This is a genomic window from Rhodococcus sp. ACT016 (assembly GCF_050477185.1).
Classification (GTDB): domain Bacteria; phylum Actinomycetota; class Actinomycetes; order Mycobacteriales; family Mycobacteriaceae; genus Prescottella.
The window spans coordinates 3,201,395-3,222,464 of the sequence record NZ_JBEAET010000001.1; the positions used below are offsets into that span (position 1 = coordinate 3,201,395).

Consider the following 21,070-nt stretch of genomic DNA (forward strand, 5'->3'; position numbering starts at 1 on the left):
CGGCCTACTTCTTGGGGAGCTTGAGCTGCGACAGATCGATGCCTTCGAGGCCCGGGGGCAGCTGGTCGAGGCCCTTGGGCATGCTCGACAGGTCGGGGAAGCCGGCGGGCATGCCACCCGGCATCCCGGGGAATCCGCCCGGCAGGCCACCGGGGAAGCCGCCCTTGATCTTCGGCTGCGTCGGGCCCTTGCCGCCCTTCTTGCCCTTCTTGCCCTTCTTGCTGCGCAGCTGCTTGCGCGCGCCGGGCATGCCCATGCGGCCCGCCATCGCCGCCATCATCTTGCGGGCCTCGAAGAAGCGGTCGACGAGCTGGTTGACGTCGGAGACCTTGACGCCCGAACCGTTCGCGATGCGCAGGCGGCGCGACGCGTTGATGATCTTCGGGTTCTCACGCTCGGCCGGCGTCATGCCGCGGATGATCGCCTGGATGCGGTCGAGCTGCCTCTCGTCGACGTTGGCGAGCGCGTCCTTCATCTGGCCGGCGCCCGGCAGCATGCCGAGCAGGTTGCCGATCGGACCCATCTTGCGCACGGCCATCATCTGCTCGAGGAAGTCCTCGAGGGTCAGCTCGCCGGAGCCGATCTTCGCGGCGGTGGCCTCGGCCTGCTGCGCGTCGAACACCTGCTCGGCCTGCTCGATGAGCGTGAGCACGTCGCCCATGCCGAGGATGCGGCTGGACATGCGGTCGGGGTGGAAGACGTCGAAGTCCTCGAGCTTCTCACCGGTCGACGCGAACAGGATCGGCTCGCCGGTGATCTCACGGACGCTCAGCGCGGCACCGCCGCGGGCGTCGCCGTCGAGCTTGGTGAGCACGACACCGGTGAAGCCCACACCCGACTTGAACGCCTCCGCGGTGTGCACCGCGTCCTGGCCGATCATCGCGTCGAGCACGAAGATCGTCTCGTCGGGCTGCACGGCGTCGCGGATGCCCGCGGCCTGCTGCATCAGCTCCTCGTCGATGCCGAGGCGGCCGGCGGTATCGACGATCACGACGTCGTACTGCTTGTTTCGGGCTTCCTCCACGCCGGCGCGGGCGACCTCGACCGGGTCCGCGGCCGAGATGCCGAGCGGATTCTCGCCGCCGCCGATGGACGTGCCGGGGTGCGGGGCGAACACGGCCGCGCCCGCGCGCTCACCGACGATCTGCAGCTGGCTGACGGCGCCCGGACGCTGGAGGTCACACGCGACGAGCAGCGGCGTGTGGCCCTGGCCCTTGAGCCACTTCGCGAGCTTGCCGGCGAGGGTGGTCTTACCGGAACCCTGCAGACCGGCCAGCATGATCACCGTCGGCGGGGTCTTCGCGAACTGCAGGCGGCGCGTCTCACCACCGAGGATGCCGACGAGCTCCTCGTTGACGATCTTGACGACCTGCTGCGCCGGGTTGAGCGCCCCGGAGACCTCGGCGCCCTTCGCACGCTCCTTGATCTTCGCGATGAAGGTGCGAACGACGGGCAGCGCGACATCGGCCTCGAGGAGTGCGAGACGGATCTCGCGGCACGTGGCGTCGATGTCGGCTCCGGAGAGTCGACCCTTGCCACGCAGATCCTTGAGGGCTCCGGTCAACCTGTCGGAAAGGGATTCGAACACCGAGTGCGCTCCTGAGCTCTGTGCTGGCCTGGTAGCGGGCCGTGAACATTCTCCGACCAGGGTAACCGTTCGATCGAGAGATACCGCGCGGCAACCCTGGGCGAAACGACGAACGGGACCGCCGTCAGGCGGTGGATTCGGCCGACGAGGCCCCGTCCTCCTTCTTCGGCTGCGGCGACGGCACCACAGACAGGATCGCGCCTTCGAGTCGCACGCGCTGCGCGCGGGTGTCGATGTCGGCCAGCCGGATGCAGAACGAGTCGACCACCGACGAGCCCAGCGTGCTGACCTTCGCCCAGCGCACGTCCGCGCCGTGCCGCTCGAGCACCCGCGCCAGCCGACTGAGCAGGCCCAGCCGGTCCTCGGCGCGTACCTCGACGATCGCCTGGCCCGGTTCGGTGGCTCCGCTGTCGGCGTCGAACCAGATCACGCGCGGCGGCGCCTGCGCGTACTGGACGGGTACGGCCGCCGCGGTGTGGTCCTCGAGGGGCTGGTTCTCGCGAGCCTCCCGTTCCTTCGTGTCGAGCTGGGCGAGCACGTCGATCTCGCCCGCGATCGCCCGGATGAGTTCCTGGCGCAGCAGCCCGGCCTGCGGCGGGGCCCCGAACCGCGGAGCCACGACGAACGAGTTGACCGCCGCCTCGCCGTGGTGGCCGAGCGACGCCGACAGCACCCGCAGAGAGTTCAGTGCCAGCACACCCGCCTCGTGCGACAGCAGGCCGGGCGTGTCGGGCGCGACGACCGTCACAACGTACGTGTGCGCCGACGTCCCCGGCACCAGGGCCACGTGCACACCGCCCGCAGCGGCCAGCTCCGCCAGATCGGGATCGATCGGGTCGGGCACCGGCAACGGCTCCCCCGCCATCGTGAGCCGGCACCGCCGCACCAGCTCGCCGATCAGCGACGACTTCCAGTCGCCCCACACGCCCGGACCGGTCGCGAGCGAATCCGCCTCGGCGAGCGCATGCAGCAGCTCGAGCAGCACCGGGTCGCCACCGAGCTTGTCCGCCACCATCTGCACGGTCGAGGGATCGTCGAGGTCGCGCCGCGTCGCGGTCTGCTGGAGCAGCAGGTGGTGACGCACCATCCCGGTCAGCAGCGCGATGTCCGACGGCCACAGCCCCAGCCGCGCCCCGATCTGCGCGGCCAGCTCGGCACCGACCTCGCTGTGGTCGCCGCCGCGCCCCTTGCCGATGTCGTGCAGGAGCGCACCGAGCATCAACAGGTCGGGCCGCGGGACGCGAGTCGTCAGTGCCGCGGCCTGCGCCACGGTCTCGACGAGGTGCCGGTCGACGGTCCATGTGTGCACAGCATCGCGCGGTGGCAGGTCCCGCACGGCTCCCCACTCGGGGAGCAGCCGACCCCACAGGCCCGTGCGGTCGAGGGCCTCGATCGTCGGGACCACCCGCTGCCCGGAGCCCAGCAGCACCAGGAAGTCGCTCAGCGCGCCCTTGGGCCACGGTTCCCGCAGCTCGGGGGCGCTGTCGGACAGCCGGCCCAGCGTCGACGCCGAGATCGGCAGCCCGGACGCCGCGGACGCCGCCGCGACGCGCACGATCAGCCCCGGATCCCGCTTCGGGCGCGCGTCGCGTGCGAGCACTAGTTCGCCCGACTGCTCGACCACTCCCTCGTCGACCGGCCGGCGCATCGGCACCCGGCGCAGCTTCGACAGGCCCCGCCGCGGCAGCGAGTTGTTCGCGGTCCGCAGGCCCACGTCGACGGAGTATCCGATGGTCCGCGCGCAGTCGCTGAGCGTGCGGGCCAGGTCGAACCGGTCGCCGATCCGCAGCGCGGCACCGATCTCGTCCGCGTCCTGCGCGCGCAGCTGGTCGCGTGAGCGCCCCGCCGCCCGGTGCAGCTCGGTGCGGACGTCGAGGAGCCGACGGTGCGCCAACGCCAGGCCGCCCCCGGGGGTGTCCGGTCCCAGGCCCGGCATCCCGTCGGTGAGCTGCGCGATGGACAGCGCATTGAGCAGTTGGACGTCGCGCAGCCCGCCGCGACCGTTCTTGATGTCCGGTTCGGCGCGGTGGGCGATCTGTCCGCTGCGCGCCCAGCGCGCCTGCGCCTGCTCGACGAGTTCGTCGAAGCGCGAACGGATTCCGGTGCGCCACTGCCGGCGCACGCCGCCGATCAGCAGGTGGCTCAGCTCGATGTCGCCGACGATGTGCCGGGCCTCGAGCATGCCCAGGGTCGCGGTGAGATCACCGGCCGCCACCTGCAGCGCCTGCGGCACGGTCCGAACGCTGTGGTCGAGCTTGATGTGCGCGTCCCACAACGGGTACCACAACTGGTCGGCCACCTCGGCGACGCGCGCGGGTGCGACGTCGTCGTGCAGCAGTATCAGGTCGAGATCCGAGTACGGCATCATCTCGCGTCGACCGAGCCCACCGACGGCGACGATCGCGAAGCCGGAGTCGGGCCGGATGCCGAGTTCGTTTCCCTTTGTGGTGAGCCAGAATTCGTGCAGATCGACCAGAGCGTTCCGCAGCGACGCGGCGTCGAGGCGATGCTGTCGGGAGCCGCCCGCGAGCAGTTGGTCGCGGGCCCGCGCGAGGTCGCGTGCCTCGCCCGGGTGGTTCGTGTCGGGTCCGTGAGACCCGGACGGCCCCGACCCCGCCGCCGTGGTGGCGACTGGATCAGGGCCGTCGAATCCGGACCCGTGGGGGTCAGATCGCATCGCCACCCCGTTCCCCGGTTCGGACCCGGACCACCGACTCGACCGGCGTGACCCAGACCTTGCCGTCACCGATCTTGCCGGTGCGGGCGGCCTCGACGATGACCTCGACGACCTTGTCGACGGTGGCGTCCTCGACGACCACCTCGACCCGCACCTTCGGGACGAAGTCGACCGAGTACTCGGCACCCCGGTACACCTCGGTGTGGCCCTTCTGGCGTCCGTATCCCTGGACCTCGCTGACCGTCATGCCGAGTACGCCGGCCTGTTCGAGTCCGGTCTTGACGTCCTCGAGAGTGAACGGCTTGACGATTGCGGTGATCAGCTTCATGTCCTATGCCTCCCTGACAGCGACGGTGATGGGCGCCGGCGTGCGTCCCTGGACCGGGCTTCCGGCCAGCGCGACGAAGTCGTAGGCACTCTCGGCGTGTTCGCTCTCGTCCACGCCGCGAGCCTCGGCCTCGGCACGAATCCGCAGTCCGATCGTGACCTTCACGATAAGCGCGATGACCCCCGTTGCGAGGAAGGAGTAGATGAGTACGGCGCCTGCGCCGACCGCCTGACGCCACAATTGATCGAAACCGCCGCCGTAGAACAGCCCGTTCACACCGGCCGGCGCGGTCTCGGTGGCGACCAGGCCGACGAGCAGGGTTCCGACCAGACCACCGACGAGGTGCACGCCGACCACGTCGAGCGAATCGTCGAAGCCGAAGCGGTACTTGAGGCCCACTGCGAGCGCGCACAGCGCACCGGCGGCCACACCGACGACGATCGCGCCGAGGACGTCGACGGACGAACAGGCCGGGGTGATGGCGACCAGGCCGGCGACGATGCCGGACGCGCCGCCGAGGGTGGTGGCGTGACCGTCGCGGAGCTTCTCCACCAGCAGCCACGCGAGCATGGCGGCACAGGTGGCGACGACGGTGGTGACGAAGGCGGCTCCGGCGACCCCGTTCGCGCCGAGCGCCGAGCCGGCGTTGAAACCGAACCAGCCGAACCACAGCAGGGCCGCGCCGAGCATCACGAACGGCAGGTTGTGCGGCCGGAACGGCGTCATGGGCCAACCGCGACGCTTGCCGAGCATGAGGGCGAGGACCAGACCCGCGACACCGGCGTTGATGTGCACCGCGGTGCCACCGGCGAAGTCGATGACCTTCAGCTTGTTGGCGATCCAGCCGCCGGTCTCGGCGGTGACGCCGTCGAAGGAGAACACCCAGTGCGCGACCGGGAAGTACACGACCGTCGCCCACAGGCCCGCGAACAGCAGCCAGGCACCGAACTTCATGCGGTCGGCCACCGCGCCCGAGATCAGGGCGACGGTGATGATCGCGAACATCGCCTGGAAAGCGACGAACACGAGAGCCGGGATGGAGCCGACCAACGGGATGGCCGCGGCCGCGCCCGTGTCCGCATCAGCGAGGTACTGACCGCCGAAAAGCCCCTTCAGTCCGAAGAACTCGGTCGGATCCCCGACGATTCCGCCCTTGTCGTCACCGAAGGCCATGGAGTAGCCGAACAGCACCCAGAGAACGCCGACGACCCCCATCGCGCCGACGCTCATCATGATCATGTTCAGCACGCTCTTCGCGCGGACCATGCCGCCGTAGAAGAACGCGACGCCCGGCGTCATCAGGAGCACCAGCGCGGCGCTCGTAAGCATCCACGCGGTGTCCCCGGTGTCCGGGGCTCCGATAGTGGGAAAGTCCACGGTGAGCCTCCTCGTCAGTGTTGTCGTTCTGATCAGAAAGAGTGCTCACGCGGTGTTTCATCTGTGGGTTCGAAGAGTTTCGGATACGTGAACGGACCGGCTGGTTGTGTTGCGGTTGAGTTTCGCCGTTCCGATTCGACCGGAGAAGGCGGACATCTGACACTTTGCGAACGGCAGACCTGCCGCCGGGAATGGTCCCGACGTGAGTCCCCCGCAGCGGGGTTCCGGACGCCGCGCAGTGCGAGAGAGGTTCCGGGACGTCGTCAATCCGCGAGGAGCGCCGCGAGCGCTCTGAGCGGCGGAGCGGTGCGGTCGGTTCTCCAGATCAGGCCGAGTTGGCTGCTGCGTTCGAGCCCTACGACGGGTAGGTACCGCAGGTCGCTGCGATTGTTGTGCTCGGCGACGGGGCGGCAGACGAGCATGGCGTGACGACCGGAGGCCGCGAGGCCCAGTCCTTGCTGCAGGGTCGTGATCCCGGTGCTCGATGTGATGGGAGATCCGGACGGAGTAACCGGTGGGGTGCGGGCGGCCTTCCAGTAGTCGGGGGCTTCACCGATCCGGTGAAGCAGGTCGACGTGTGCGAGGTCTTCCAAGCCGATGGTCGCGCGGTCGGCGAGCGGGTGTTCGCTGCTGAGGGCGACGAACTGGTCTTGCGGTGGAAAGCGGAAACCCACGGTGAGTTCGCGGTCGTGCACCGGCAGTTCGGCAATGACAGCGTCTATCTCTCCGTCGAGGACGGCCGCGAACGGCGAGCCCAGCGGCAGATCGTGGATGCGCACGGCGACGCCCTGTGCGTCGCGGAGGGCACGGAAGGTACGGACGATCTCTTCGTAGACCATTCCGGTGAATCCGACGCTGAGTTCCTGCAGGGCACCGTGTTTCGCGCGGCCGCGGGCTCGCGCGAAGGATGTGGCCAGCGCTCGGTACGTCGGTCTGACCTCTGCGACGAACTGTTCCCCGAGCGGAGTCAGGGAAACCCTGCGGCTCGTGCGCTCGACAAGTCGAGCCCCGACGTGCGATTCCAAGGATGCGATGAGCTGGCTGGCGCGTGACTGTGTGTATCCCAGACGTTCGGCCGTCCGACCGAAGTGGAGTTCCTCGGCCAAAGTGATGAGGCACTCGATCTGCTGTACGTGGACGGGGTTCAGTGCGGGTGTCCCACGACTCATATCGATAAGCCTAATTCATCGATACGTGAGTAGATCGCCGTTGATCAACAGGCCACGAACGCGCTGAAGTACACCCATGACGATTTCTTCACCCGCTTCCGCCCCTCCCGGTCGCCGCACGTCAGCGGCACAGTGGCTGGCCGTGGCGGTGCTGACACTGTGCACCTTCCTGGTGGTGACCTCCGAGATGCTCCCGGTCGGCGTCCTCACCCCGATGGCAGCGGGTCTGGGTATCTCCCCAGGGGCATCCGGGGTGAGTCTGACGATCACCGGGCTGGTGTCGGCAGTGACAGCACCGGTGGTGCCCCGACTGCTCGGCGACGTCGATCGCCGGGTCGTCCTGGCGGTGGCAATGATCGTCCTGGCGGCCGGGAATGCGCTGACAACACTGGCAGATGGATTCGAGATGCTGTTGGTCTCACGGATCGTCCTGGGGATCGGGATGGGGACGGTATGGGGCATGGCCTCGGCAGTCGCCGTCCGGCTGGTGGAACCACGGAACACCGCATTGGCAGTTTCCTTTGCCCTCAGTGGAGTCGCCGCAGCGTCCGTCCTCGGAGTCCCCCTGGGGACCTTCATAGCGAACGGCATCGGCTGGCGAGCCGCCTTCGGCACGCTGTCCGCCGCCGCTCTCGTGCTGGCGGTGGTCCTACTGTTCGTCCTTCCCCGACTGCGCCGCCCCCAGGCCCAGTCGGTCGACACCACCGCGTCGAGCCGGCCCAGGTCACTGGTACGCCCCACGGTCGTCATCGGTGTGGTCGTGGTGGTCCTGCTCGTCACCGCACACTTTGCCGCGTACACCTACATTCGCCCGATCCTGGAACTCCGCGCCCAGCTCTCGGCGAACGTGATCGCACTGCTGTTGCTGGTCTTCGGTGTGTTCGGACTCTTCGGCAACTTCGCCGCGGGCGCGCTTGCCGCACGCCGACCGCGGGCGACGGTGCTGCTGCTGGCTGCGGGGATCACGATCGCGCTGGTCACCCTTGCACTGCTCGGCACCGGAACCCCCGCAGCGGCATTCGGGATCGCCTTGTGGGGAATCTCCTACGGCGGGCTGTCCGTCGCCGCGCAGTTGTGGATGACCAGCATGGCCCCCGACCGCGTCGAGGACGTGACCGGACTGTACGTAGGCGTGTTCACTGCAGCCATCGCCCTGGGCGCCTTCGCCGGCGGCATCGTCATCGAGCGCGCCGGCATCGTGCCGCTGTTGTACGCGTCCGCAGTACTGGCGGCAACGGCCGTGGCTGTTGCCGCCGGCCGTGACCGACCACTTCGGGAAATGTGATCACTGACGGCCGCTGCCCGGCCCCTGAGCGCAGGGACCGGGCAGCGGCGGGTGGAACGGTGTGTCAGCCGAGCAGCGCGTCGACGAACGCCGCCGGCTCGAACGGAGCCAGGTCGTCCGCGCCCTCACCGAGGCCGACGAGCTTGACCGGGACCCCGAGCTCGTTCTGGACCTGGAAGACGATGCCGCCCTTGGCGGTGCCGTCGAGCTTGGTGAGCGCGACGCCGGTGATGTCGACGACCTCGGCGAACACGCGGGCCTGCATGAGCCCGTTCTGTCCGACGGTGGCGTCGAGGACGAGCAGGACGTCGTCGACGACGGCCTTCTTCTCGACCACGCGCTTGACCTTGCCGAGCTCGTCCATCAGGCCGGTCTTGGTGTGCAGGCGTCCGGCGGTGTCGATGACCACGACGTCGACGCCGTCCTCGATGCCCTTGGCGACCGAGTCGAACGCGATCGCGGCCGGGTCGCCGCCCTCCTTGCCGCGAACGACCTCGGCGCCCACGCGCTCGGCCCACGTCTGCAGCTGGTCGGCGGCGGCGGCACGGAACGTGTCGGCTGCGCCGAGCAGGACGCGTCGGCCGTCGGCGACGAGGACGCGGGCCAGCTTGCCGGTGGTGGTGGTCTTGCCGGTGCCATTGACACCGACGACGAGCAGTACGGCGGGATGATCGCCGTGCGGCAGCGCGTGGATGGAGCGATCCATCTCGGGGTGCAGCTCGTCGATGAGGACCTCACGCAGCAGCGCCCGGGCCTCGGCTTCGGTCCGCACGCCCCGCGACGCCATCTCGGCGCGCAGGCGCTCGACGACCTTGGTGGTGGTGGCAGTGCCGAGGTCCGCGATCAGCAGCGTGTCCTCGACCTCCTCCCACGAATCCTCGTCGAGGTCGCCGCCGCCGAGTAGACCGAGCAGGCTCTTGCCGACCGCGTTCTGCGACCGCGACAGCCGACCACGCAGGCGATCCAGCCGGCCCTCGGTGGGTGCAATCTCCTCGATGACCGGGGCGGGTGCCGCCTCCGGCTCGGCCGGGGCGACGGGTTCGGCCGGGACGACCGGCTCGGCCGGGGCGACCGGCTCGGGCTCAGCTACAGGAGCCGCAGGCTCGGCAACGGGAGCTTCGGGTGCGACAACTGGCGCAGCCTCCTCCACCACCGGCTCGGGTGCCACCGTGGGCTCGGCCGGAGTGACCGCCTCGGGTTCGGCCACGGGTGCTTCGGGCTCGGCAACAGGAGCCTCGGGCTCGACAACGGGAGCCTCGGGCTCGACAACGGGCTCGGGGGCAACCGTGGGCTTCACTTCGGGTACAGCCGGGGTGACCGGCTCGGGCTTCGGAGCGGGCGCGGCCGGCGGCACCGGGGGTGCGACCGGCGGTACGGGCGGGGCCGGCGGCGTCGTGGGGGCCGCGGGCGGCACCTTGGGCGGCGCGGTGGCCGTCGGACCCTGGCTGAAGTTGAATCCGCCACCAGCTTGGTATCCGCCCGAACGGTCCTTCGGCTGCTCTGTCAGCTCGGGCTTCTCTGGCGCGGCGAGGCTGATGCGGCGGCGCCGGGCCAGGGTCAGGCCGACGACGAGCGCAACGACGAGGACGGCCAGTACGGCCGCTATTGCTATCCAGGCTCCGGTAGTCACCCCAACATCCTGTCAGGCTGCTCGGGGCTTTGGCGTCCCCGGGCGAGTCGGCCGGGGCGCATCGCGGATCCGCACGTGGCACTCGAGGATCCGATCCCGAGTGCCACATGCGGACTCGGCGCTACAGCAGTTCGGCGATCTCCTCGGCGATCTGCTCGGGGGTGACGGTCGGTTCGAAGCGGCGGACGACCTCACCGTCGCGGTCGACGAGGAACTTGGTGAAGTTCCACTTCACCTCGTCGGTGCCGATCGCCTCGGGGCGGGTCTTGCTGACGTGCTCGTAGAGGAAGCCGTGGTCGGGGCCGAAGTCGCCCGGGGCCGCGGCGCGCAGGTACTCGTACAGCGGGTGGGCGCCGTCGCCGTTGACCTCGATCTTGGCGTACACCGGGAACGTGACGTTGTAGTTGACGCTGCAGAACTGCTGGATCTCGGCGTTGTCGCCGGGCTCCTGGTCCCCGAACTGGTTGCACGGGAAGCCGACGATCTGCAGGCCGCTGTCCTTCTTGGCCTGGTAGAGCGTCTCGAGGCCCTCGTACTGCGGGGTGAGTCCGCACTTACTCGCCACGTTGACGATCAGCAGCAGATTGCCCTTGTACGCGCTCAGGTCCTCGGTGGCGCCGTCGGCGGTCTGGACGGGGAAGTTGTGGGCGTTCATCGGTTCTCCCATGTGTTCTGGTGTGGGGATGGGTACGTGCGGGTGCACGCGTGTGAGTGGACGTTCGTGGGTCAGCCGGCCACCAGGTCTTCGCCGCGCAGCCGCTGCGAGATGACGGTGGTGATGCCGTCGCCGCGCATGCTCACGCCGTACAGCGCGTCGGCGACCTCCATCGTCGGCTTCTGGTGAGTGATGACGATGAGCTGCGATTTCTCCCGCAACTGCTCGAACAGGCTGATCAGCCGCCGCAGGTTGGTGTCGTCGAGCGCGGCCTCCACCTCGTCCATCACGTAAAACGGCGACGGCCGGGCCCGGAAGATCGCCACCAGCATCGCAACCGCAGTGAGCGACTTCTCGCCGCCGGACAGCAGTGACAGCCGCTTGACCTTCTTGCCGGGAGGGCGGGCCTCGACGTCGATGCCGGTGGCGAGCATGTCCGACGGATCGGTGAGCACCAGCCGGCCCTCGCCGCCGGGGAACAGCGTCGCGAACACCTCGACGAACTCCCGCTCGACGTCGGCGTATGCCTCGGTGAACAGCTGCAGGATCCGCGCGTCGACGTCGGCGACCACGCCGAGCAGGTCCTTGCGCGCATTCTTCACGTCCTCGAGCTGCGTGGACAGGAAGTTGTAGCGCTCCTCGAGCGCCGCGAACTCCTCCAGCGCCAGCGGGTTCACCTTGCCGAGCGTCGCGAGATCCTTCTCGGCCCGCTTGGCGCGCCGCTCCTGCGTCGCCCGGTCGTACGGCTGCGCGGTGGGGGCCACCACCTGCTCGCCGCGGTCGCGTGCCTGCTCGTACTCTGCGATCTCCAGTTCGGACGGCGGCAGCGGGACGTCGGGTCCGTACTCGGCGATCAGGTCGTCCGGCGCGATGGCGTACTGCTCGAGGATCATCTCCTCGAGCTGTTCGATGCGCAGCGCGGCCTGCGCGCGGGCCACCTCGTCGCGGTGGACGGCGTCGGTGAGCGCGGACATCTGCGCGGTGAGCTGACGGACGTGCTCCTTGAGCGCCTCGACCTGCTCGGCATGCGCCGCGCGTAGCCGGGTCAGTTCGTCGCGGTGCGCCGCGGCCGCCGCGACCACGCCCTCGAGCCGCGCGGCCACCCGCCCGCCGGCCTCCGCCACCGCGGCCGCGACCGCCGCCGACTGCTGCCGGGCGCGCAACGCACGCTCGGCACGCGCCCGCGCCTCACGCTCGGCCTGCGCCGCGCGGCGCAACGAATCCGCCTTGCCGCGAACGGATTCCGCACGCTCCTCGGCGGTGCGGACGGCGAGCCGGGCCTCGACCTCGACGGCACGCACCTCGGTGAGCGCCGCAGCCGCCATCTCCCGCTCGGCGTCGGTGCCGCCTGTGCCCGCGAGGTCGGCCGGGTCCGCTCCGGGCTGCGCTTCCTCCACGCGGCGCAACCGCTCCTCCAGTTCCGCGAGCGACGCCAGCGCCTCACCCCGACCGGCCTCGGCCTTCGCCCGCTGCGCGACCAAGCGCTCGGACTCGGCGCGCGCCGCGCGCACCGCCTGCCCCAGCCGTCCGAGTTGCTCGTAGACCGCCGACATCGTGGCGTCGGACTCGTGCAGCGCCGCGAGGGTCTGCTCGGCCACCTCGGCTCGGTCGCGCTGCTCGGCCACGGCCCCCGCCAGCGCCGCCGACAGTTCCTCGGCCCGACGTTCGGCGTCGGCGAGTGCCGTCACCGACGCATCGATCGCGGCCTGCACCTCGAGAGTGCTGGGCCGGCGGTCCGATCCGCCGGTGATCCAGCCCGGACCGACGAGGTCGCCATCGCGGGTCACCGCACTGACGCCGGCGACCGCACCCACCAGGTCCACGCCGTCGGCGAGCGAATCGACCACCGCGACCCCGCCGAGTAGCGCCGCCACACCGGCACGCACGGTGTCCGAACAGTCGACGACGTCGAGGAGCCACCGGGCCCGATCGGGAAGGTCCGATCGTGTTGCCGGCAGCGACGTTTCGGCACCGAACAGCAGCGACGCCCGGCCGCCGTCGCCATCCTTGAGCGCCCGGACGGCGGTCGTGGCCGCCTCCGGGGACTCAGCGGCGATCGCGTCGGCCGCGGGACCGAGCACGGCCGCAACGGCGGCCTCGAAGCCTGGTTCGACACGCAGCAACTCGGCCACCGGACCGGCCAGCCCACGGTCGCCGTGATGTTCGAGCAGCCAGGCGCCGCCGTCCTTGCGCTCGAGCCCGATCGAGAGCGCGTCGATGCGGGCCCGCAGCGACGCGACCTCCTGCCCGGCGGCACGCTCGGCGGCCTGCAGTTCCGTCACCCGCTCGGTGACGAGGTCGAGCGCCGCGACAGCCCGCTCGTGCTGCCCGTCCAGCCCGACCTCACCGGCGTCGAGGTCGTCGACGGTGGCCGCGACAGCGTCGAACTCCGTCTGCGCGGCGTCGCCCCGCTGCCGGGCCTCCTCGATCGCGACGTCCAGGCGTGCCACCTCGGCGTCGATGGACTCGGTGCGGGTGCGCAGCGTGTCGACCTGCCCGGCGAGTCGGGCCAGCCCCTCGCGCCGGTCCGCGACCGCGCGTACCGCGGCCATGTGGGCGCGTTCGGCCTCCGCCGCGAACTCCTCGCGTTCGGCCAGCTGCTCTCCGGCGGCCTCGAGCGTCGCGCGGGCCACCTCGACGGCCGCGACCAGCTCGGCCTCCTCCTGCGCGATCCGCTCGGCGCGGGCCTCCATCTCGTCGGGGTCCTGGCCCCGCCCGGTCACCGGCTCGGCCTCGAGGAGGCGCGCGCGTTCCTGCGCGATGCGGATGGTCGCGCCGACCCGTTCGGCGAGCGCCGACAGCTGGAACCACGTCTGTCCGGCGGCCTCGGCCTGCGGCGCGAGCCGGGCGAGCGCCTGCTCGTGGCCGCCGAGTTCCGCGGTGGCGGCGTCGAGGGCGGTCTGCACCGCCTCCTGCTGCTCGCGGGCGAGCTTCTCGTCGTGCGTCTGGTTCGCGAGTGCCGCGCGGCGGTTCACGAGGTCGTCGGCGGCCAGTCGCAGCCGCGCGTCGCGCAGGTCGGCCTGCACGGTCTGCGCCCGCCGGGCCACCTCGGCCTGCCGCCCGAGCGGCTTGAGTTGACGCCGCAGTTCGGCGGTGAGGTCGGTGAGCCGTGCGAGATTGGCCTGCATCGCGTCGAGCTTGCGAACGGCCTTCTCCTTGCGCCTGCGGTGCTTGAGGACACCGGCGGCCTCCTCGATGAACGCGCGCCGCTCCTCGGGTCGCGATTCGAGGATCGCCGCCAGCTGGCCCTGCCCAACGATGACGTGCATCTCCCGACCGATGCCCGAGTCGCTGAGCAGTTCCTGCACGTCCATCAGGCGGCACGATTGGCCGTTGATCTCGTATTCACCGGCGCCGTCGCGGAACATGCGGCGAGTGATCGAGACCTCGGAGTACTCGATCGGCAGGGCACCGTCGGAGTTGTCGATGGTCAGTGTGACCTCGGCGCGGCCGAGCGGGGCCCGGCCCGCGGTGCCGGCGAAGATGACGTCCTGCATCTTCCCGCCGCGCAGCGCCTTGGCACCCTGCTCCCCCATCACCCATGTGAGCGCGTCGACGACGTTCGACTTGCCCGACCCGTTGGGGCCGACCACGCAGGTGATGCCGGGTTCGAAGCGGAGAGTCGTCGCGGACGCGAAGGATTTGAATCCCTTCAACGTCAGACTCTTCAGGTGCATGACGGTGGACTTTACCGGCGGATCAACGCTCGACGAACCCGGAAAGGCCCCCGCGCGCCGCGCCGAAGTGTTCGACGACGAGGGTCACACTCCCGGGTGTCTCCCCCGACCGCAGCAACCCCAGCAGCCGTTCCAGCGCGCCACGCCGCCCCTCGGCGATCACGAGGACGCGGCCGTCGGCGTGGTTGGTGGCGTGCCCGACGAGTCGAAGCTCGAGCGCCCGGGAGCGCGTCCACCACCGGAAGCCGACCCCCTGGACGTAGCCGTGTACCCAGGCGGTGAGGCGTTCGGTCGCATCCGAGTCGTCCATGGTGCTCATTATCGGCCCCGACGGGATTGCGGGTGGTCAGCAGATCGCCGTTGCCGAGGTGGGCGGGCCCGTCGGGCATCGTGGGACCGGACGCGACGGTACACCGCTCGCGGGTTGTCCCGTTTGCGGCGTCAATCGTCCGCCGCCGATCCCGAAAAGTCCTGAAGCCGTGATGTTTCCAGTGGCGAAGTACGCGAATTCGTTGTCGGCGACTAGCCCCGCGTGATGTTCAGGGTGATGTCGGTACCGGCCTTGAGGGTGCGGCCCACGGTGCACACCTTGTCGATCGAGCGTTCGACGAGCGCGACCAGCCGCTCCTGCGCCTCGGCGTCGAGTTCGCTGAGGTCGAGTTCGAGGGTCTCCTCGAGGTGCGGGTACACCTCGTTCTCCCGATCCGCGGCACCCGACACGCGGATGGTGGCGTCGTAGTCGTCGCCGAGCCGACGCGAGAGCGGGAAGTCCGAGCTCAAGCCGGAGCACGCGGCCAGGGCGATCTTGAGCAGCTCACCGGGGGTGAAGACGCCCTCCACCGATTCCGATCCGATACGCACCTCGGCACCGCGGGAGCTACGCCCGGTGTAGAGGCGGGTGCCGGTGCGCTCGACCCACAGTTCGGTCGGTGCGGGAGTCTGTTCAGCCATGCTCGAAGATCCTGCCATGTCCGTTCGGGGCGCCCTCCTGCACCTGCACTCCGCTTCGAGAACGTCCAGCACCCCCGGCGACAGCTCGGGAAGCTGCACGATCTGAGCGGTACCGGGCATCAATCTCGGGCGAGGATGGCCGAGAGCGCACGCCCCAACTCGTGGCCGGGTTCTGCGGGCATCTCCTCTGCGCGCCATCCGACGAAATCGTCCGGCCGGATCAGCAGCGCCGCGGACGGGGCCATCCCGGTGGCGGCCGCCCACGCACCGTCCGGGTCGGCGACGTCGCCGTCGGTGCCGATGCGGTGCACGGCGATCGGGACCCCCAGCGCGAACGACGCCGACGCGGCGGCAACGGACCACCCGGCTCCGTCGGCCCCGGTGATCAGGGTGAACCTGGGACCCAGCAAGTCGAGCGTCGAGACCCGTTCACCGCCTCGCCGCACCCAGATGTGCGGCATCCGGGTGCCCGGTTGTGCCCGCAGCTTCTCCACCAACGACACCGTGTCCGGGTCGGCCACCGGGGGCTCGCTGGTCACCACCGCGGCCGACCGGTAGCGGTAGCCGGCAAGCATGGAGAACAGAGGTTGTTCCTCGCCCGGCGACAGGTGCGGTCTGTCGTCGTCCAACCGCATGAACGCCAACGACGGCCCGGTCAGCGACTGGCGGGCGCAGAACCGCCCGACCGGGTGCCGCTCGGCGTGGTATGTGTCCAGCAACCCCGGCCCGGCCGTGCCGTCGAGGACCGCAGCCAGTTTCCAAGCCAGATTGTGGGCACTCTGGATGGCCACGTTGGCGCCCCCGGCCTTGAACGGCGGCATGGTGTGCGCCGTGTCGCCGACCAGAACGACTCGTCCACACCGGAACTGGGCGGCTACCTGCTCGCAGGGCTGCCACGGGACGACATCGACGATCTGCACCTCCGTCGGCTCACCGATGGCCGCGAGGAGCAGGTCGCGACAGCGCTGCGGGGTGAACTGCTCGGCGGTCTCCCCCTCGCGGGGAAAGTAGGTCGTGACGAACATGCCGAGATCCCCCTCGGCCACCAGGAAAATCCCGTCCACGTCGGCATTCTTGACCTGAACGCCATCTCCCTCGGCCAGCCCGGGAAGCAAGTGTCGCCAGGCGGCACGGAAGTAGACGAAGACGACGAAGATCGGAATCGGACCGTACCCGGAGGTGGCCACCCCCAGGGTGTGGCGAATGCGGCTGTGGGCACCGTCCGCAGCGACCAGGTAGTCGGCTCGTACCGTCTGCTCCGTACCCGAATCCTGTTCGCGCAGAACAGCGGTGACACCCGTGTCGTCCTGCTCGAACGACTGGAGCCAGGTTCCGTAGCGCACGTCACTGCCGCTCCCGCGGGTGTATGTGAGCAGGAGCGGCTCGAGCTTGCTCTGCGGGCAGTACTGCGCCGACGGTTCGGGGCTGAGCTCGTCGAACTGGGAGAAGATCGCGTCGACGTCGAGCGCCGGTTCCTGCACGGGGCTGTTCAGCGTCGGCTTGACCACCATGTTGGAAACGCCTGCGGCGACGGCGTGCACCTCGTCGGCCAGCCCGAGGCCGCGCAGGATCTCCAGGCTGCGGAAGCTCAGATTGCGGGCCTTGGGGTAGATGAAGATCTCGCGCCGCTTCTCGACCACCAGCGAACGAACCCCGTGCTCCGCGAGCAACGCTGATGTCGCCAGCCCGGCCGCGCCGGCGCCGACGATCAGAACAGGGACATGCTCGGCATCCATCGCCACTACCGTCCTCGGTCAGCCCGCACCAACTCTACTGGCGATGCTCAGGAGATGCGGCCCCCGCGCGGCACCGGGCGACCGAGATCCTGGTGATCACTCCTGAAAGCGGTAGCCCATACCGGTCTCGGTCAGCAGATGGCGCGGCTTCGACGGATCCCTCTCCAGCTTCCGACGCAATTGCGCGAGATAGACCCGCAGGTAGTGCGTTTCGGTCGCGTAGGAGGGGCCCCAGACCTCGCGCAACAGTTCCTTCTGCCCGACGAGCTTGCCCTTGTTGCGCACCAACATCTCGAGCATCCCCCACTCGGTGGGGGTCAGGTGTACCTCGGCCTCGTCCCGGGTGACCTTCTTCGCCGCCAGATCCACCGTGAACGAGTCCGTGACCACCACCGGTTCACTGGTATCGGCCGCCACGGCGCCGCGCCGCACGGCCGCCCGCAGTCGCGCGAGGAACTCGTCCATCCCGAACGGCTTGGTGACGTAGTCGTCGGCGCCCGCGTCGAGCGCCTCGACCTTGTCCGACGAATCCGTCCGAGCCGACAGCACGATCACCGGAGCCGTGCACCACCCGCGCAGCCCCGCCAGCACCTCGATGCCGTCCATGTCGGGCAGGCCGAGGTCGAGCACCACCACCTCGGGATGCTTCTCGGCTGCCGCCCGCAGCGCCGCCGCCCCGGTCGACGCCGTCGTGACCTCGTAGCCGCGGACGCTCAGGTTGATCCGCAGGGCACGCAGGATCTGCGGCTCGTCGTCGACCACCAACACCCGGGTCATCGGGCTCCCTCCGTCTTGCCGTCCGGGCAGGCCGCCAGTTCGACGACCATGGTCAAACCACCACCCGGCGTGTCCGTCGCGCTGACCGTTCCACCCATTGCCTCCACGAATCCCCTGACCACAGACAGTCCCAGACCGACGCCGATCGTGTTGTCCCGATCGCCGAGCCGCTGGAAAGCATCGAACACCTGATCGTGTGTGCCGCGGGCGAGGCCCGGGCCCGTGTCGGCGACGGTGATCGTCATCATGTCGCCCGCTCGGGCCGCACCGATCCGGACCGGCTCGTCCGGCGCGTAGCGCAGCGCGTTGTCCACCAGGTTCGCCAGCACGCGCTCGAGCAACCCGGCGTCGGCCATCACCGTGGCGTCGCCCACCTCGACTTTCACCTGGTCGCGCACCCGTCGCGCAGATCCGGGCCCGCCGAACCCGGCGCCGACGAGCGCCCGGTGCACCACTTCCTCCAGGTAGACCCGGCGCAGCGTCGGTTTGACCACGCCTGCCGCGAGCCGGGACGAATCGAGCAGGTTTCCGACCAGGGCGGTCAACTGGTCGGTGGACTCCTCGACGGTCGCGAGAAGTTCTGCGGTGTCCTCCGGCGAGAACTCGATGTCGTCGCTGCGCAAGCTCGACACCGCCGCCTTGACGGCGGCCAACGGCGTCCGAAGGTCGTGGCTGACGGCCGACAGCAGCGACCGTCGCAGTCGATCCGCCTCCGCCAGCGCCGACGCCTTGCTGGCCTCCTCCGCCAGCTGCCGCTGCCGGATCAATCCCACCGCCTGGTTGGCGACCGCGTTGAGCACCTTGCGGTCCCGGGCACCGAGTTCGCCGCCCGCGAGCAGCAGCGTGTACTCGCCGTCGCCCACCTCGCACACAGTTCCGGCCTCGTCGACCGTGCTCGGCGGCGAGGCGCCCGCGGAACTGATCACGCCCTCGTCTCGACGGACGAGGCTGACGCCCGTCTGCGAGTACGTCTCCCGCACCTTCTCCAGCAGCGCCGGCAGGTCCGCACCGCGCAGCACCGACCCCGCGAACAGTGCCAGCAGTTCGGCCTCCTGCGATGCCCGGCGGGCCTCCCTGGTGCGTTTGGCCGCGGCGTCGACCAGGACGGCCACCGCCACGGCGACCACCAGCAGCACCACCGTGGTGATGAAGTTGTCGGGCTGCGCAATCGTGAAGCTGTACAGCGGCGCGGTGAAGAAGAAGTTGAGCAGCAGCCCGGAGATGAGGGCCGACAGGATCGCCGGCCCCACACCGCCGAGCAGCGCTACCGCGAGCACCACCACGAAGAACAGCGCGTTCTGGCCGCCGACGCCCGCTACCCGGTCGATCGCCCCCATCAGGACGGCCGCGATGCTCGGCACCACCACCGCCGCGAGCCACGACGCCAGGCGGCGCTCCCCGCGCCCCAGGATCGAGATGCGGTGCCGGGTCGCGGCCTCGTCGTGGGTGACCATGTGCACGTCGATCTTCCCCGACTTCTGGACGATCGCCGCGCCGATGCCCTCGTCGAGGATCCGCGCCCACCGCGAACGCCGAGACGTGCCGATCACCAGCTGGGTCGCGTTCACCTCGCGGGCGAACTCGAGCAGTGTCGTCGGGACGTCGTCGCCGACGACACTGTGCAGGCTCGCACCGATACTCCCCGCGAGCTTGCGCACCTTGCCCATGTCGGCCGCCGCGACGCCCTCGAGACCGTCGCCGCGCACGACGTGCACCACCATCAGTTCGGCGCTGGCCTTGCTGGCGATTCGCCCGGCCCGACGGATGAGGGTCTCGGACTCGGGCCCACCGGTGACGGCCACGACCACCCGTTCGCGGGCCTCCCACATATCGGTGATCTTGTTCTCGGCGCGGTACTTCGCGAGCGCGGCGTCCACCTGGTCGGCCACCCACAGCAGGGCGAGTTCCCTCAGCGCCGTGAGGTTTCCGCGACGGAAGTAGTTTCCGAGCGCTGCGTCGACCTTGTCGGCGGAGTAGACGTTCCCATGGGAGAGCCTGCGCCGCAACGCTTCCGGCGTGATGTCGACGAGTTCGACCTGGGTGGCTATGCGTACCACCTCGTCGGGCACCGTTTCCTGTTGCACCACACCGGTGATCTGCTGCACCACGTCGTTGAGGCTCTCGAGGTGCTGGACGTTGAGCGTCGACAGGACGTCGATCCCGGCATCGAGTAGTTCGTAGACGTCCTGCCAGCGCTTCTCGTTGCGGCTGCCCGGCGTGTTCGTATGGGCGAGTTCGTCGACCAGCACCACGGCCGGCCGCCGGGCGATGACCGCCTCGACGTCGAGTTCCGGCATCGAGGTCCCGCGGTACTCGATGCACTTCGGTGGGATGACCTCGAGCCCCACGAGCTGGTCGGCGGTACGGGCGCGGCCGTGGGTTTCCACCACGGCCGCGACCACGTCACCACCACGCTCGCGGCGGCGGTGGGCCTCCCCGAGCATCGCGTAGGTCTTGCCCACACCGGGTGCGGCGCCGAGGTAGATCCTCAGCTCACCACGGCGCCGGTCTCGCGGCGTGCCGCGGCGGGGCGGTTGCGTCGAGTCCGGAATGCTCACACCGCCATCATTCACCCGACGGCGCCGCACCGCACCCAGGTGCGGTCAGCCCCAGTGCGAGATTGAGTTCGAGCACGTTCACCCGCTCGGCGCCGAGGAAGCCCAGCTGACGGCCCTCGGTGTGCTCGGCCACCAGTTCGCGCACGCGGTCCTCGCTCAGCCCGTTGACCGCCGCGACCCGCCGCACCTGCAGCGCCGCGTACTCGGGCGAGATGTGCGGGTCCACACCGGAGCCGGAACCGGTGACGGCGTCGACGGGAACGTCCTGCGGAGCGACGCCTTCCCGCTCGGCGATCGCCGCCCGACGTGCGTCGATGAACCCGGCGAGAACCTCGCTGCTCGGGCCCTGGTTGGTCGGCAGCGCCGCCGCGGGGTCACCGGTGGTGAAGGGATCGCCGTCCGCGACCGAGCCGACGAGGCGGTTGTGGAAGAACGGATCCGGCTTACCCGCCTGAGCCTGCGGATCCACCCCGATCCACCGGCTACCGACCACACAGCCGGACGCGTCGGTCACCGGCGAACCCTCCGCCGAGCCGGAGCTGATGCGCCCCAGCCCCCACACGGCGGCCGGGTACAGCACGCCGAGGATCGCGGTGAGCGCGAGGAGCACGAGCAGCCCGGCCCACACCTGCTTGAGAAATCCGATTCCGAATCTCATTGCA

The 21,070-nt window shown here is 70.0% G+C and carries 15 protein-coding genes; 1 reads left to right on the forward strand and 14 read right to left on the reverse strand.

The window, feature by feature from the left end; all coding sequences use genetic code 11:
• Positions 1 to 4 precede the first annotated feature (4 nt).
• The 5 genes from ffh to ACQ5DX_RS14710 form a co-directional block, all read right to left on the reverse strand.
• Complete coding sequence (gene ffh / locus ACQ5DX_RS14690; RefSeq protein WP_430333305.1) at positions 5 to 1,588, reverse strand: signal recognition particle protein; 1,584 nt, start codon at positions 1,586 to 1,588, stop codon at positions 5 to 7.
• Positions 1,589 to 1,712: 124 nt separating this feature from the next.
• Positions 1,713 to 4,265: a [protein-PII] uridylyltransferase gene (locus ACQ5DX_RS14695; protein ID WP_430333306.1), complete on the reverse strand. Its 2,553-nt coding sequence runs from the start codon at positions 4,263 to 4,265 to the stop codon at positions 1,713 to 1,715.
• The gene (locus ACQ5DX_RS14700) at positions 4,255 to 4,593 is read right to left on the reverse strand and encodes a P-II family nitrogen regulator (protein WP_430333307.1); all 339 of its coding nucleotides are present in this window, start codon (positions 4,591 to 4,593) and stop codon (positions 4,255 to 4,257) included. The genes ACQ5DX_RS14695 and ACQ5DX_RS14700 overlap by 11 nt, the downstream gene beginning before the upstream one ends.
• Before the next feature lie 3 nt (positions 4,594 to 4,596).
• Positions 4,597 to 5,970, reverse strand: a complete 1,374-nt coding sequence (locus ACQ5DX_RS14705) for an ammonium transporter (RefSeq protein ID WP_430333308.1) — start codon at positions 5,968 to 5,970, stop codon at positions 4,597 to 4,599.
• A gap of 263 nt (positions 5,971 to 6,233) precedes the next feature.
• A complete protein-coding gene (locus tag ACQ5DX_RS14710) occupies positions 6,234 to 7,139 on the reverse strand; it encodes a LysR family transcriptional regulator (protein WP_430333309.1) in 906 nt (301 codons plus the stop codon).
• 142 nt (positions 7,140 to 7,281) lie between these two features.
• On the opposite strand from ACQ5DX_RS14710, the gene ACQ5DX_RS14715 reads away from it, so the two are divergent.
• The gene (locus ACQ5DX_RS14715) at positions 7,282 to 8,424 is read left to right on the forward strand and encodes an MFS transporter (RefSeq protein WP_430333310.1); all 1,143 of its coding nucleotides are present in this window, start codon (positions 7,282 to 7,284) and stop codon (positions 8,422 to 8,424) included.
• Between the two features lie 64 nt (positions 8,425 to 8,488).
• Here ACQ5DX_RS14715 and ftsY read toward each other — a convergent pair whose 3' ends face one another.
• The 9 genes from ftsY to ACQ5DX_RS14760 all read right to left on the reverse strand — a co-directional run bounded on the left by ftsY (position 8,489) and on the right by ACQ5DX_RS14760 (position 21,066).
• Positions 8,489 to 10,054 (reverse strand): signal recognition particle-docking protein FtsY, encoded by a 1,566-nt coding sequence (gene ftsY, locus ACQ5DX_RS14720; RefSeq protein ID WP_430333311.1) that lies wholly within the window; start codon positions 10,052 to 10,054, stop codon positions 8,489 to 8,491.
• Between the two features lie 121 nt (positions 10,055 to 10,175).
• On the reverse strand, positions 10,176 to 10,709 hold the full coding sequence (locus ACQ5DX_RS14725; RefSeq protein WP_430335674.1) for a glutathione peroxidase: 534 nt from the start codon (positions 10,707 to 10,709) through the stop codon (positions 10,176 to 10,178).
• Between the two features lie 71 nt (positions 10,710 to 10,780).
• Positions 10,781 to 14,386 (reverse strand): chromosome segregation protein SMC, encoded by a 3,606-nt coding sequence (gene smc, locus ACQ5DX_RS14730; protein ID WP_430333312.1) that lies wholly within the window; start codon positions 14,384 to 14,386, stop codon positions 10,781 to 10,783.
• 22 nt (positions 14,387 to 14,408) lie between these two features.
• The gene (locus ACQ5DX_RS14735) at positions 14,409 to 14,696 is read right to left on the reverse strand and encodes an acylphosphatase (RefSeq protein WP_430333313.1); all 288 of its coding nucleotides are present in this window, start codon (positions 14,694 to 14,696) and stop codon (positions 14,409 to 14,411) included.
• 212 nt (positions 14,697 to 14,908) lie between these two features.
• Complete coding sequence (locus tag ACQ5DX_RS14740) at positions 14,909 to 15,337, reverse strand: OsmC family protein (RefSeq protein WP_430333314.1); 429 nt, start codon at positions 15,335 to 15,337, stop codon at positions 14,909 to 14,911.
• A gap of 119 nt (positions 15,338 to 15,456) precedes the next feature.
• Entirely contained in the window at positions 15,457 to 17,073 is a 1,617-nt protein-coding gene (locus ACQ5DX_RS14745) for an FAD-dependent monooxygenase (RefSeq protein ID WP_430333315.1), read from the reverse strand.
• 96 nt (positions 17,074 to 17,169) lie between these two features.
• Positions 17,170 to 17,850 carry a response regulator gene (locus tag ACQ5DX_RS14750; RefSeq protein WP_430333316.1) on the reverse strand — a complete coding sequence of 227 codons (681 nt, stop codon included), beginning with the start codon at positions 17,848 to 17,850 and terminating at the stop codon, positions 17,170 to 17,172.
• Positions 17,847 to 20,408: a DUF4118 domain-containing protein gene (locus tag ACQ5DX_RS14755; RefSeq protein ID WP_430333317.1), complete on the reverse strand. Its 2,562-nt coding sequence runs from the start codon at positions 20,406 to 20,408 to the stop codon at positions 17,847 to 17,849. Before ACQ5DX_RS14755 ends, ACQ5DX_RS14750 begins: the two co-directional genes overlap by 4 nt.
• A gap of 7 nt (positions 20,409 to 20,415) precedes the next feature.
• Positions 20,416 to 21,066: a potassium-transporting ATPase subunit C gene (locus ACQ5DX_RS14760; RefSeq protein ID WP_430333318.1), complete on the reverse strand. Its 651-nt coding sequence runs from the start codon at positions 21,064 to 21,066 to the stop codon at positions 20,416 to 20,418.
• Between the last annotated feature and the right edge of the window lie 4 nt (positions 21,067 to 21,070).